The organism is Pseudomonas sp. LA5, from assembly GCF_028640825.1.
GTDB classification, from domain to species: Bacteria; Pseudomonadota; Gammaproteobacteria; order Pseudomonadales; family Pseudomonadaceae; genus Chryseomonas; species Chryseomonas aestiva.
Genome location: NZ_JAQYZY010000034.1, coordinates 1 through 14,127, shown reverse-complemented (window position 1 = coordinate 14,127; position 14,127 = coordinate 1). Strand labels below are relative to the sequence as shown.

13 protein-coding genes are annotated in these 14,127 nt (G+C 64.9%); all 13 read left to right on the top strand.

Going from position 1 to position 14,127, the window contains the following annotated elements; translation table 11 throughout:
* Nucleotide 1 precedes the first annotated feature (1 nt).
* The gene (locus tag PVZ72_RS11285) at nt 2-844 is read left to right on the top strand and encodes a head maturation protease, ClpP-related (protein ID WP_273861930.1); all 843 of its coding nucleotides are present in this window, start codon (nt 2-4) and stop codon (nt 842-844) included.
* A gap of 11 nt (nt 845-855) precedes the next feature.
* Nucleotides 856-2,232: a phage major capsid protein gene (locus tag PVZ72_RS11280; RefSeq protein ID WP_273861929.1), complete on the top strand. Its 1,377-nt coding sequence runs from the start codon at nt 856-858 to the stop codon at nt 2,230-2,232.
* 42 nt (nt 2,233-2,274) lie between these two features.
* The gene (locus PVZ72_RS11275) at nt 2,275-2,775 is read left to right on the top strand and encodes a hypothetical protein (RefSeq protein WP_273861928.1); all 501 of its coding nucleotides are present in this window, start codon (nt 2,275-2,277) and stop codon (nt 2,773-2,775) included.
* A gap of 3 nt (nt 2,776-2,778) precedes the next feature.
* Complete coding sequence (locus PVZ72_RS11270) at nt 2,779-3,255, top strand: head-tail connector protein (RefSeq protein ID WP_273861927.1); 477 nt, start codon at nt 2,779-2,781, stop codon at nt 3,253-3,255.
* Nucleotides 3,255-3,596, top strand: coding sequence for a phage head closure protein (locus tag PVZ72_RS11265; protein ID WP_273861926.1), 342 nt, complete (start codon nt 3,255-3,257; stop codon nt 3,594-3,596). Before PVZ72_RS11270 ends, PVZ72_RS11265 begins: the two co-directional genes overlap by 1 nt.
* Complete coding sequence (locus PVZ72_RS11260) at nt 3,593-3,778, top strand: hypothetical protein (protein WP_273861925.1); 186 nt, start codon at nt 3,593-3,595, stop codon at nt 3,776-3,778. The genes PVZ72_RS11265 and PVZ72_RS11260 overlap by 4 nt, the downstream gene beginning before the upstream one ends.
* A gap of 2 nt (nt 3,779-3,780) precedes the next feature.
* Nucleotides 3,781-4,290 carry an HK97-gp10 family putative phage morphogenesis protein gene (locus PVZ72_RS11255; protein ID WP_273861924.1) on the top strand — a complete coding sequence of 170 codons (510 nt, stop codon included), beginning with the start codon at nt 3,781-3,783 and terminating at the stop codon, nt 4,288-4,290.
* Nucleotides 4,274-4,672, top strand: coding sequence for a DUF3168 domain-containing protein (locus PVZ72_RS11250; protein ID WP_273861923.1), 399 nt, complete (start codon nt 4,274-4,276; stop codon nt 4,670-4,672). The genes PVZ72_RS11255 and PVZ72_RS11250 overlap by 17 nt, the downstream gene beginning before the upstream one ends.
* Before the next feature lie 56 nt (nt 4,673-4,728).
* Nucleotides 4,729-5,202, top strand: coding sequence for a phage tail tube protein (locus PVZ72_RS11245; protein ID WP_273861922.1), 474 nt, complete (start codon nt 4,729-4,731; stop codon nt 5,200-5,202).
* Nucleotides 5,203-5,272: 70 nt separating this feature from the next.
* Nucleotides 5,273-5,626: a hypothetical protein gene (locus PVZ72_RS11240; RefSeq protein WP_273861921.1), complete on the top strand. Its 354-nt coding sequence runs from the start codon at nt 5,273-5,275 to the stop codon at nt 5,624-5,626.
* Nucleotides 5,627-5,979: 353 nt separating this feature from the next.
* Nucleotides 5,980-11,694 (top strand): DUF4214 domain-containing protein, encoded by a 5,715-nt coding sequence (locus PVZ72_RS11235; RefSeq protein WP_273861920.1) that lies wholly within the window; start codon nt 5,980-5,982, stop codon nt 11,692-11,694.
* On the top strand, nt 11,691-12,605 hold the full coding sequence (locus tag PVZ72_RS11230; RefSeq protein ID WP_273861919.1) for a hypothetical protein: 915 nt from the start codon (nt 11,691-11,693) through the stop codon (nt 12,603-12,605). Before PVZ72_RS11235 ends, PVZ72_RS11230 begins: the two co-directional genes overlap by 4 nt.
* Nucleotides 12,605-14,127 (top strand): sialidase family protein (locus PVZ72_RS11225; RefSeq protein ID WP_273861918.1); only part of this gene is annotated, 1,523 nt, incomplete at its 3' end. The genes PVZ72_RS11230 and PVZ72_RS11225, both read left to right, overlap by 1 nt.

Here is a 14,127-nt window from a genome sequence, read left to right as displayed (position 1 = left end):
CATGCAATTCAAATCCAAGGCTGGCAGCTTCCGCTGCGAGCTGAGCCCGCGCGCGCTCGATAAATGGAACCCGGCCATCAAGGCGGCCGTGGAATCCACCAGCGACACCATCACCATCTACGGTGTGATCGGCGAGGACTGGTACGGCGACGGCGTGACCGTCTCCCGCATCGATGCCGCGCTGCGCGCCATCGGCGACAAGCCGGTGAACGTCTACATCAACTCGCCGGGCGGCGACATGTTCGAGGGCCTGGCCATCTACAACCGCCTGCGCGAGCACAGCCAGCAGGTCAGCACCAAGGTACTGGGTCTGGCCGCTTCCGCGGCGTCGGTCATCTACATGGCCGGCGTCAAGCGGGAGGTCGCCAGCAGCGCATTCCTGATGATCCACAACTGCTGGACGCTCGCCGTCGGCAACCGCCATGGCCTGCGTGACATCGCCGGGACCATGGAAGAGTTCGACGCCGCCATGGCCGACCTCTACGCCGAGGGCAGCGGCCAGCCGGTGGCCGACGTCGCCGAGATGATGGACGACGAAACCTTCATCCGCGGCCGGCGCGCCCTGGAATTGGGCTTCGCCACCGGCCTGCTGTCCTCGGACGAGATCACCGAGCGCCAGGACGAACAGACCCAGCAGAGCAACGCGCTCAAGGCCATGGACGTGGCCCTGGCCAAGGCGGGCATGACCCGCAGCGAACGGCGCGAGCTCTTCGCCAGTTTCAAGTCCAGCACGCCGCGCGCTGCTGGCGGGGGTACGCAAGACGCTGCCCCGACCGATAAGCCCCGCGCTGTCGCGCTCGACCTGGCACCCCTCCCGAAACTCTCTTTCCAAACTCCCGTATGAGGCTTCACACCATGAGAAAACTTCGTCTGTCCCCGGCATTCCTGATGGCTGTGTTGTCCATCGCTGCCCTGATCCCCATGACCTTCGGCGCCACCCCCGAGGCCATCTTCGGCTCGGTCCTGGCGGTCGGCCTCGCCACCGCCCTGGTCAAACCGGGCAAGTCCACCTATCGCGGCTGGAACGCCCAGATGGGCAAGATCGGTGAAGAAGGCATCGAAGAGCAGTACAAGCAGACCCAGGCCAACCTCAAGGACATCGGCGACCAACTGAAGGCGCACGCCGAGCAGGCGCAGAAGACCATCGAACGCCATGAGGGCCTGAGCAAGGAAACCTCGGCCAAGGTCGACGACCTGCTGATGAAACAAGGCGAGCTGCAGGCCCGTCAGCTCGAGGTCGAGCAAAAGCTGGTCGCCGCCAATAGCGCCACCCAGCGCCACGAGGCGCCCAAATCCGCCGGTGAGCTGTTCGTTGCCAGCGAGCAGATGGAAGGCGTCAACTCCTCGTTCCGCGGCGCTCGCCGTGTGTCCGTGCCCCGCGCCGCGATCACCACCACCTCGGCTGGGGGCCTGGCTCAGCCCGAGCGCAGCGACATCGTCGCGCTGCCGGGTCTGCGTCGCGCCACCATCCGCGACCTGGTTGCCCCTGGCCAGACCGAGGCGGGCTCCTACGAGTACGTCCGGGAAACTGGCTTCACCAACAACGGCGCGCCCGTTGCCGAAGGCGGCGCCAAGCCGTACTCCGACATCACCACCCAGCTGATCACTGCGCCGGTTCGCACCATCGCCCACCTGTTCAAGGCCTCGCGCCAGATCCTGGACGATGCCAAGGCGCTGCAGAGCTACATCGACGCCCGGGCCCGCTACGGCCTGCTTCTGGCTGAAGAGTCCCAGCTGCTGTACGGCAGCGGTGCCGGCGCCAACCTGCAAGGCCTGGTCCCCGTAGCTTCCCAGTACGCGGCTCCGGCTGGCGTGACTGTGACCGGTGAGCAGCGCATTGATCGCCTGCGCCTGGCTCTGCTGCAGGCCGAACTGGCCGAGTTCCCCTCGGACGGCATCGTACTGAATCCCATCGACTGGGCTCTGATCGAGCTGATCAAGGACGATGTTGGCCGTTACATCATCGGCCAGCCACAGGACGGCACCGCAGCCCGCCTGTGGAACCGTCCGGTGGTCGGCACCCAGGCGATGAAGCAGAACGACTTCCTGGTCGGCGCCTTCAAGCTGGGCGCGCAGATCCTGGACCGTCTGGAGGTCGAGGTGCTGATCTCCACCGAGAACGCCGACGACTTCGAGAAGAACATGGTGACCCTGCGCGCTGAAGAGCGCCTGGCGTTCGCCATCTACCGTACCGAAGCCTTCGTAACCGGCAAGCTCGCAACCGCGGCCTAACCCCCTGCACGGGCCGGCGCTGCCGGCCCTTCGAGGTGAGACATGTCCGATCTACTGATCAAGCCGCTGCGTGCCTATGAGGACCGCGGCACCATCCGTGACGTCGACAACGAGCCTTACGCGGCACCGGTCTGGCTGGCCAAGGAGCTGGAGCAGCTGAAGCTGTGCGAGATCGTCGGTGAAGTCGGCGGCGAGAAGAAGCCGGCCGCCAGCACCTCTGCACCTGGCAACTCTGCTTCGACTCTCACCACCCCGTTGAGCGTCCCACCCGGGCCTGACGCTTCTGCCGCTCTGCGGCTGGAGAAGAAGGGGCAGCGCTGGATCATCGTCGATGCTCAGGGCGCCCGAGTCGATGACTTCATCGGCAAGCGGGAGGAGGCGGAAGCCGAACTGGCCAAGCGCCTGGCCACGCTCTCGCCGGCTGCTGACACCCCGCCGGCCGACGACGCCCCGTCCGCCGCCGGCGATCAGCTCCCTGCGGATCAACCGCCTGCTGACCAGCCTCCCGCTGACCAGCCGAACGACAACCCGCCCCAGGAGTAAGCCATGCCGGTGATCGACATCGATGTGGCGATGCAGCACCTGCGCGCCGAGGACGAAGACCGCGTCCTGGTCGAGGCCCAATTGGGCGCGGCCGAGGAGCAGGCGAGCCAGTACATGCAGCGCCGCTTCTATGCCGATCAGGCTGCACTGGACGCCGCCCTGGCCACTGTGCCGGCAGCGATCCTCTACACACGGGATCGCTATGAGTCAGCCTTGGCTGCCATCGATCCCCTCGGGCAGGTGGATGACCGCCAGAGTGCAAGGGATCGAGCGCGCCAGGCGTTCGCTGACGCGCGCGCCGCGGTCGAGATGGTGGCCCAGGGGATCGTCATCAACGACGCCATCCAGGCCGCGTGTCTCCTCTCCTTGGGTCACCTCTACGCCAACCGTGAGGACGTGGTGACGGGCACGATCACTGCCGAGCTGCCGATGGGCTCTCGCTGGCTGCTGGGCCCGTACCGCACTGGGCTGGGCGTCTGATGCGCGCCGGTCCGCTACGCCACCAGGTGTCGCTGCAGAGCGAGACCCAGCAGAGCGACGGCATGGGCGGCGGTCGCAAGACCTGGGCCGAGTACGGCAAGACCTGGGTGGGCATCGATAGCCCATCCGGCCGCACCTCACCGGTCGCCCAGCAGCTGCAGGCCACGGTCACCGTCGAGCTCACCATGCGCCCGCGCAAGGACGTGCAGCCAGGCCACCGCATCTATCACAAGTCCACCGACACCACCTACGTCGTCGAGGCAGTCCTGCCCGACAACGCCGTCAGCATGCTCCGCGTGCTGTGTTCGACCCTCCCTGACCCCATGAGGAAAACCCCATGAAAGTTCGCGCACTTGCCAACCTCTCCGGCCCCTTCGGCGATAAGGAGGTCGGCGACGAATTCATCATCACCGCCGCACAGTTCGAAGAAATCAAGACCACCGGCTGGGTGGAAGAGGTCGCCGAGCCCAAGACCACCAGCAAGGCCGACAAGGCAGCCGACGCGGCTGACGCTAAGGCCTGACCATGGCCCGGCGCAGCTCGCTGAAGGGTGACTTCCAGCTTCGTAAGACCCTACGAGGCATCCACCAGCACCTTCCAAACGAGCTGCGCAAGGGCATGCAGGAAGCTGCTGACCTTGTACGGGAGACTCAGTACGAGTTGATGCCGAAGGACACCGGTGACGCTGCCAATGCGTTGGAGGCTTATGTCTCGGCGAATGGCCTGGATGCCCAAATTGGTCTCCGCGGGAAGAAGGACAATCGCGAGTTTTTCTACGTGAAGTTCCTCGAGCGCGGCACCAAGGGTTACAGCGGTCGGAAGCGTGCCGGCGGGCGCAACCGCCGCTCCACCATGAAGACCGACGGCAGCCACTTTTTCGGTCTGTACCCGGACATTCCGGCGCGCGCGGCCCACCCCTGGCTGCGCCCGTCCTACGACATGAACCGAGACGAGATCATCACCATCATCCGGGGCGCCGTCCGGCAGACCCTGGAGCGCGCCGGACAAGGAGCCCGCAGTGGACCAGGTAACTGACGTTTCCAGTGCCCTGCAGAAGGCGATCTATGAGCGCCTGTCCAGCAGGATCAGCGTCCCGGTGTTTGACTCGGTGCCGGAGGGCACGCGTTACCCCTACGTCACCATCGGCCGGGAGCTGGGCAGCGATCGCACGCCGCTCAACAACCGGCGCCGCCGTCACCAGCGGATCCTGTATCTGACCGTGTGGAGCGACTACCCCGGCCAGGCCGAGGTGAAGCGAATCAACGGTGAGGTGGACCGGGCGCTGCACGGCGTCCGCCTGGCGCTGGAGGTCGGCCGCGTTGTCGGCCTGGAGGTCTCCAACACCGACAGCACCCCCGACGCCGACGGCGTCACCTACCAGGGCAGCGTGACCGTCAAGGTCATCACCCAGAGCTAGCACCACCACCACCCCCGCCGCGTTGCGGCTTTTTCCATGCCTATGGAGGCATTGCCATGTCCCAAATGACCGGCGCCGGAACCGCGTTTTTCGTGGGCCCCGTACTGACCGCCAACCTTCCCAGCACCACTGACGCGGCTATCACGCTGCTGAAGGGCATCACCTACGTCGAGATCGGCGAAGTCGAGAACCTCGGCGACCACGGGGACGAGCGTTCGGACGTCTCCTTCACCGCACTGAAGGCGGCCCGCGTGAGCCACCACAAGGGCGCTGCCGACGCCGGCACCATGGCGCTGCCCGTCGCCCTGGACAACTCCGACGCCGGCCAGATCGCGATGGTCGCGGCCTTCAAGTCGAACAGCCGCTTCAACTACCCGTTCAAGGTGATCTATCCGGACGGCGAGACCGACTACTTCGTCGGCAAGGTCATGTCGATCAAGAAGACCAACGTCCAGAACAGCGATGTCCTGCGCCGCAACTTCAGCATCGGCATCAACAGCGAAATCTTCGAGGTCATGCCGACGTCCTGATCCGCTGCTTTCTCCAGGGCCCCGGGACGCTGGGGCTCTCTTTTTCCTGCATTCCTTCGGAGACTGACCCATGTCCACCACCAACATCGATCACGGCAACACCTTCGTCACCATCGGCGACGAGAAGTACGAGCTGAAATTCAACCTGAAGGCCGTCAAGGCTATCGACACCCATTTCAATGGGCTGCTGAACGCGGTACGGGCCATCACTAGCCTCTCGCCCCAAGCGCTGGGCGCCATCGTCACCTTCGGCGCCGGCCTGTCCACCAAGCCCAAGGACGTCGAGGCGCTGGAGTGGGCGATCACCTGCGCCGGCGTGAGCAGCGTCATGACTGCGGTCAATCCCTACCTCTTGGCGATGCTCAACCCGGCCCAGAAGACCGAAGAGCAGATCGAAGAGGAAGCCGAAGCGGGAAACGCGTAACGCGCCCCGGAAACGGCAGCTACTGGGCGGACCTCTTCAAGATCGCCACCGGTGTCCTGGGCTGGGCACCGCGCGATGCCTGGTCTGCTCTGGTCCCGGAGATCCTGCTGGCCTACGAAGGGAAGATCGAATTCACCCGGGCCACCAGCCCATTCGGGGGAACCCCCGCCGAAGGGTCGGAACAGGTCAAGCCGGTCGACCCTCGGGACCTCAAGGCTGCTCTTCGTGGCGTTGCCGCGTCGAGACCAGGCGCCTGATTAGGGCGGCCGCTGGATTAGCGCCGCCCTACACCTAGATCATCGAATTCTAAGAACCCGCTGCGGCGGGTTTTTTTGTGCCTGGAGAAAAGCCAGATGGCCGACGGCGACGTTATCAAGATGCTGGTGCAGCTGGAGGCCACCGCCCAGCAGATGATCCAGGAGATCAACCGCGGCGATGCCGCCGTGGCGAAGACCAGCACCAACATCGACCGCAACCTGAGCAAGGTAGACCAGGCGTTCGACCGGGTCGGCCGCAACGCCGGCACCCTGCAGCAGGCGGTGTCTGGCGCGTTCTCCGCCATCGGCGCCGGCAACCTGGCCGCCGCGGGATCCATCGCCGGCCTGGTGGCCCTGACCAACTCCACCATCGACTATGCCAAGGAGGTGAAGAACCTCGCCTCGCTGTCGAACGCCTCGGTGGAGGAGTTCCAGCGCTATGCCTATGGCGCGAAGTCCGTTGGCGTCGAGCAGGAGAAGCTGGCCGACATCTTCAAGGACACCACCGATCGCGTGGGCGAATTCCTGGCCCGTGGCTCGGGCGAGATGTCCGACTTCTTCAAGGAAATTGCGCCCAAGATCGGGCTGACCGCCGATGCCTTCAAAGGGCTGTCCGGCCCGCAGGCGCTGCAGCTCTACTACTCCTCGCTGGAAAAGGCCGGGATCAGCCAGCAGCAGATCACCACCTACATGGAGCAGATGGCCGACGAGGCCTCCGCCCTGGCGCCGCTGCTCAAGAACGCCGGTGCTGGATTCAAAGAGTTCGGCGACCGGGCGCAGACTACCGGCCTGATCATCAACGCCTTCGACATCGATCGCCTGGTGAAAGCCAAGCAGTCCTTCACCGACCTGCAGGCGACGTTCACTGGCGTCTCGCGGCAGATTGCCGTGGGCCTGCTGCCGGGCATCGAGGCGGTCACCGACAAACTGGCCAACATGCGCGATAACGGCGCGGCCGAGAAGATCGGGCAGACCATCGGCTTCCTGGCCGAGAACGTCGACATCCTGGTCGCGGCGCTTGGCGGCAAGCTGGCCGCTGCGTTCACGAAGTTCGGTCTGGAGGCAGTCGCCTCCGGCTACCAGGCCACCAAGGCGATGCTGGATAGCGTCATTGCCAGCAAGGCGGCGGCCATCGCCAAGGCCGAGGAGACCGCTGTCACTGCTCAGGCGGCTGCTGCTCGCCTGCGTGATGCGTCGGCGACCCTCGTCTCTGCAAAAGCGCTGGAGGCAGAGACCTCTGCTCGGGTGGCAGGACTTTTTGCTACCCGCGAGCAGCTGGCCTATCAGGCCCAGCTGGCTGCTGGTACCGCTGATGCTGCTCGCTTTTCAACTGTCCTGACGGTGGTTGAAAAGGATCTTGTGACCGCGAAGCGAGCTTCAGCTAAAGCTTCTGACGCTCTAGCTGTGGCAACCACCGCTGAAGCGGCTGCGCGTGCCCGGGATACCGCCGCGACTGTCGCCAACACTGCGGCGCAGACCGAGGCGGCGGCTGCCAAGAACCTGCTGGCGCGTGCAGCTGGCGGTCTCGTGGGGCTGCTCGGCGGGCCGCTGGGTATCGCTTCCCTGGCGGTGGGCGTGGGCGCTGCGTTCCTCACCATGGGCGCGAATGCCCACAAGGCTGAGACCGACCTGGGCGTGCTGGAAGGCCGCGTCAAATCGCTGAGCGAGAAATTCCGGACGCTCACCCGCGACCAGCAGGAAGGCGAGCTCGCTAGCCTTGCCAAGGAGCAGCGCGCAGTTGCCCAGCAGGCGACCTCCGCCTTCGATGACCTGGCGTCGTCGATGAAGGAGACCCTGTCGAGCCGCTACGGCGCGCGGGTGGCCAACGAATTCGTGACTGCCATGCAGGCCGCGAGCGCTTCCGGCAAGCCGCTCTCAGACGTGCTGGGCGACCTGAAGTCGCGCTTCCGTCTGCCGGCCGACACTGTCGGGCAGTGGGACGAGCAGGCTGGGAAGATCAGCTCGCTGAGCCTGTCGGCACGGCAACTCGATTCCACCTTGGGCAACCTCCGCAAGTCCGTCGGCCAGAACGCGGCCGCCACCACGCTCGCCGCCGGCGAAATGAGCGAGGCGGGCAAGACCTATCTGGCCACCCTGGACAAGACACTCGCCGGCCTAGAGGACAACGGCAACGCGGTGAAGGCCGCGAACCGCTACATCAGCGAGCACACGGAGCTCAACGACGCCGACAAGAAGGCGATCTTGGATCAGGCTGCCGCGATCGATAAGCAGAAGGCAGCCAATCAGGCGGCTACCCAGGCCACCAAGGACAGCAACAGCGCCACGAAGGAAGCCGAGACCCTGGTGAAGAACCAGGCCAAGGCCCTGGCGGACTTCCTCAGCCAGGCTGGCATCGCAACGACCAAGGCCAAAGGCCTGGCGGATGCCTACGCGGCCGGAAAGGACAGCCTCTACGATCTGACGCTGCAGCAGAGGGTCGAGGAGGAACTGCTCAAGACCGGTGCCGCTGCACGCGAGCAGGTGACCGCTGCGGTCAAGGCGCAAATGGACGCTGAGGCGCGCCGGGACATCAACAAGGCGACCCAGGACCTGCAGCTGGAGACCGCCGCGCTGCTCGCCCAGGGCGTGGCCACGCTCCAAGGAACGACTGCGCTCGAGGCGTACAACCTGGAGCGGGGCAAGACCGAGATACTGGCGGGCCGCAACGCAGAAGCGCTGACCAAGGAGACCGCCGCCTACGTGGCGGCCATGGACCAGCGCAACCAGGCGCTGAAGGTCAGCCAGCAGCTGTCCTCCGTCGAGGGGATCATGGATCGCCTGCAGCCGCAGGCCAAGCTGCTCCGGGACTACACCAAGGAGGTCAGCGCCCTCACCAAGGCGATGGAGCTGGACAAGGACCATTCGGCGCAATACGCCGAGACCTTGCGGCTCCTGGGTCTGGAGTACGAGCAGAACCGGGTGAAGGCCACGGCCTGGGGCCAGTTCACCGAAGGTGCGGTGGATCGTGTCGACGATGCGTTTGCCGACGCCTGGAAGAACATTGGCCAGGGCTTCGACGGCTTCGCCACCAACCTGAAGGATGGTTTCAAGCAGCTGCTGGCCGAGCTGGCTCACATGGCCATTACCAAGCCGATCATCATGCAGATCGGCGCGGCGCTGGGGGTAGGGGGGCTGTCTGCGTCCCAAGGCGTGGGCGCTATCGGCGGCTCGGGTGGCGGCGGCCTGAACATCGTCTCGCTCGCCCAGAACGCTTACAGCGTCTACAACGGCCTGACCGGCGTGGGCTCGGCGATCTATGGCGGGTACCAGGTCGGCGGCCTATCCGGCGCGGCCCAGGCTGGCGTGGGCTACTACGGCAACATGCTGAGCAATGGCGCGAACTACGTGTCAGGGATGTTTGGCGGCGCTGCCAGTGGCGCTGCTGCCGGTAGCGCCGCGGCCAGCTCGGCGGCGGGCGCCTCTGCTGCGGGGTACACGGGGCAGGCATACGCCAACTGGGCGGCAGGGCAGTACGCCAGCCAGGCGGCCAGCAATGTCGCCAGCACCATCTCTTCCTACGGCCCGTATTTCGCCGCGATCGCCGGCGCTCTGCAGGGGTGGCAGCAGTCCGGGTTCAAAGGGGCTGTTGCCGGTGCCGGTGGCGCGGTCGGTGGCTTCTACGCCGGCGCACAGATCGGCAGCTATTTCGGTCCCATCGGCACCGCCATCGGTGCGGCTATCGGTACGGTCGCTGGCGCAGCGTTCGGCTCCAAGCTATTCGGCGGCCAGTGGCAAACGAAGGACGCCGGGATCAGCCTGGGCGTTGAAGGCGGGGACCTGAGCGCTTCCGGCTTCGAGTTCCAGAAGAAGAAGGGGGGCCTCTTTTCGAAGAACAAGAAGCGCACCGTCTTCAGCGCCCTGGACGAAGGCACCCAGTCTGTTCTCGACGCCACCTTCGACGCGGGCATCGACCAGATCCAGGCGCTCTACGAGCAGTTCGGGATCGACGTCAGCCAGAGCGCGCTGGACGGCCTGAGCGTTGCGGCCACCCAGATTAGCACCAAGGGCAAGACGACCGAGGAGCTGCAGAAGCTCATCGGCGACTGGTTCACCGGTACGTTCGACAGCATCACCGACCAGATCAACACCGCCATGGGCAGCCAGTTCCGGGCCGGCCTGACGCTGGACGGTCTGAAGCTGCTGCTGGGCAACCTGATCAGCGTCAACGGGATGCTGGATCTGCTGAATGTCGGCGTGCTCAAGATCACCCCGGCCGGCGCCTACGCGGCGGAGGCCCTGGGTGCGCTGGCCGGCGGCATGGACAAGCTGACCGAGAACGTCAACGGCTACTACGGCGCGTTTTTCACCGAGGCCGAGAAGCAGGCCGACACCCTGTCGGCGGTCAACGCGCAGTTCCAGGCAATGGGCGTTTCGCTCCCGCCGCTGCGCCAAGGCTACCGTGACATCGTAAGCGCTATCGACGTGAGCACGGCTGCGGGCCAGGCGATGTTCACCAGTCTGACCGGCCTCTGGGAAACGGCCAGCAGCTACTACGACATCCTGGAAGCGCAGAACAAGGCGGCCAAGCAGGCGCAGAGCGACATGCTGTCCGGTGCCATGGGCACGCTGCAGCGCGCCGTCCAGCGCCAGCAGAACGCCTTGAGCGCCGCCTACAACGCCCAGGCCGAAGGCCTCAATGCCAGCCTGACCACCAGCCAGGGCGTGATGTCCTCGCTGACCTCGATGGCCAACGGCCTGGCCTCGGCGCTGAAGACCCTTCAGGGCCAGAGCGATGCCGCGAAAGCGGTGCTGTACCAGCAGGCCCAGGCCACGTTGGTGAGCGCCGCGGCCATCGCCCGCGCTGGCGGATCCATTGCCGGCCTGGCGGGTATCGACGACGCCCTGTCGACGGTGACCAACAACGACGCGAGCCGTTACGGCAACTGGGAGGACTTTGCCCGGGACCAGGGTCGTTCGCTGGTGCTCATCGATGAGCTGAACAGCGCCGCCGGCGGCCAGCTGGATCAGGCCCAGGCCAGCGTCAAGGCGCTGCAGGACCAGATCGCCCTGGCGAAAAAGCAGTACGACATGGAGTCGACGAAGCTGCAGGGCCAGTTGGACCTGGCGCAGGCGCAGATCGATGGCATCAACGGCATCGACAACCGCCTGCTGACGGTCAACGAGGCCCTGGCCGAGATCCTGAAGGCCATCACCAAGGCTTCGCCCGACGGCACCGGTGCCACCAACGCGGACAGCATTATCGAGGCGGCCTATCGGGCGGCGCTCGGGCGGTCGGCGGATGCGGCGGGTGCGGCCTACTGGAAGCAGCAGCTGGCGGGCGGCGCAGTGAACAGCAACAACCTCTCCACCGCCATCGCGGCGGCCGGGGCGGCGAATGCTGCAGCAGCGCCCAGCCAGATTGCGGCGGCCTATGCCTCGACCCTGGGGCGGATGCCGACCGAGGCCGACATGGCGTACTGGACAGGGCAGGTTGCCAATGGCGGCGTGCACGACGTCGCTGCGGCCATCAAGGCGGCGGCGATCGCCAATGGCCAGATTCCAGCGTTCGCCAACGGCGGCAGCTACCTCGGTGGTCTGGCGCTGGTAGGCGAGCGCGGGCCGGAGGTCATCGACTTCAACCAGCCCGGCCAGGTGTTCAACGCCAGGCAGACGGCCGGGATGCTTTCCAGCGCCGACCTGTCCGCGCTGATTGCCGAAGTCCAGGGCCTGCGCCAGCAGACCGCCGATATGCGCGGCGCGCTGAGCGACATCGCCAAGCACACCAACGGCACCCGGGCGGCAGTCCAGCAGCAGAACGACGCCGGCCTGGTAATCGCAGGCACGGTCACGACAAAGGCGGTCACGGCATGAAGCTGATCAACCCGGCGCCCATCAAAGGCGCCGCTCTCACCAGCTCGAACGTCCTGGAAACCGTCCCAGCCTGGAGCGTAGCCCGCACCGACTACGCCAAGGGCGAAAGGGTGCTGGACGCCAACCACGTCTGGGAATGGCTCAGCGACGCAAAAAGCAACACGACGGTAAAGCCCTCGGCGGACACCTCCAGTCCGCCGAAGTGGTTCGACACCGGTGCCAGCAACCGCTGGAAGATGTTCGACAAGAAGGCCGGCAACACCTGGATGATCGGCACCGCCACGACGAACGCCGAGACCATCGACGTCACCGTGACGCCTGGGCAGGTGGTGAACTCCATTGCGCTGTTTGGCCTGGATGCCTCGTCGGTGCAGGTGATCATGAAGGTCGGCGACCAGGAGCTGCTCAACAAGACCATCACCCAGGACCGGAAGGGCGTGAACAGCTGGTACGAGTACTACTTCACGCCCATCGATCGAGCCGAAACGATGGTGCTGACGGGCTTGCCGGCCTACGGCACCGCCACGTTCCGGATCGTCGTGAAGAACCCAGGCGCCACCGCCCGTGTCGGCCTGCTCACCATGGGCCGGCTGGTCGAGGTCGGCGAGTCGGTCTATGGCACCTCGATCAGCATCCAGTCCTATAGCACCACCACCGTCGACCAGTTCGGCAACGAGACGATCATCAGCCGCGGCTCCCGCCGGATCGTCGACTACGACGTGCGCGTCCCGACCGAAGAGCTGTCCCGGGTCACCCGGCTGCTGGACCAGCTCCGCGACACCGTGTGCGTCTACATCGGCACCGAGGACCTGGAGGCGTCGATCACCGTCGGCCGCTTCGAAAACCTGCGCATCAACATCTCGAACCCCTCGTACTGCGAGGCCACCGCTGAAGTAAGGAGCCTGAACTGATGGCAACCCCCACTCTGACCCCGTTCCCACCGGCGCCCCAGCCTGAGCAGGATGAGGCCACGTTCAACAAAAACGCCGCGGCCAGCCTCCTTGCGCAGCAGAACCTGGTCGGCGAGATGAACAACGCTCTCGCCTGGACGGGAGAGCAGGCCGCGGCCGTTGCCGCCGCCAAGAAGGCCGCAGCGGATAGCCAGACTGCCGCTGGCCAGTCCGTGAGCGATGCGGCTGCACAGGTGAAGCTGGCCAGCGACCAGGCCGTGGCGTCCAAGGCCTCGGCCGACGCCGCCAAGGCATCTGCCGACAGTGCCCAGGTCTTCGCGGCCGCCGCCGGCTCTGCTGCTGGCCTCGGCAGCCTTGCTGGAAACGCCGGCAAGGCCATCGTGGTGGACGCCAACGAGAAGACGGTGAGCTATCAGGACGTCGGCCTGCGCCCGGGCGACTACCTCTACTCATCGGTGAACCCAGGTGCGAGCTACGTGCCAATCGCCGCGGGACTGACGGCGAACCAGGCGGCCTACCCGAAGCTCTTCGCCCGCTTGGGCACGCTGATCGACTGGACCCGAAACCTAGGCACCTATCAGCCCAACCCGACAGGGATTACCGCAAAGAACGGCAACACGATGGCTGTGCCTACGAATGAAGACTTGGTATTCGCTCGCTCTCTTGATGGCGGCGGTACCTGGGCAAAGTTCACGGTGAATGGGGCAGGTGCAACAGGCAACGGTTATCTGACGCGCCAGATAGAGTTTTTCAAGGGTACCTTCTTTGTTTCGCTGCAGAACCAGCGCGACCGGCTGTGGGCGTTTTCGGACATTAGCGCTACGTCCGGCACTGGAGCCTATAAACCGCTTGGTGTGACTGGCGGATATGATAACTATATTGCGCAAGGGAATGGGTTGCTCGTTAGTTGGCATCCGGGCGATGGCGTAAGTATTAGTAGCGATGGCGTTAACTTCACGTTTACTTCCATTTCATCCATAGCTGGAAGCTTAACGCAGTTTACTACCTCTTATGTCTTCAAGTTTGTAGGTGGTTACTTTTGGGCCTGCAATGGGCCTGGCTATATATTTCGAAGCGCCAACGGCAAGGACTGGACAAGACTCGCTATTCCCTCAGCGCTTGTGGTGTCCGGTATCGAAGTGCTGCCCAGCGGTCGCATAGTCATCATGGCTACAGCGCAATACTCGGGCCCTACAGGGAACGTATTCCATTACAGTGACAACAACGGTCAGTCGTGGTCGGCTGCGATTACCGTCCCTTTTATGTTTCGCGGCGGACTTGGCCTCTTCAACGGCCAAGCCGTGTGTGGTGGCACAATTTCCGTGGGCGGTACAACGCTTGGTGTTGTCGCATTCAGCTCTGATGGAGCTACTTGGAATTATTTCACTGGTGTTCCTGGCGGGCAATATCTCAGCTTCCTATGGTGGCCCACTCAGTTATCCGGAAATAAGGTAAATATGGGTAACGTAATTATTGGTCAGCACTACGATCCTGCTGCTCAGTTTTGGATACCCCCACTTCC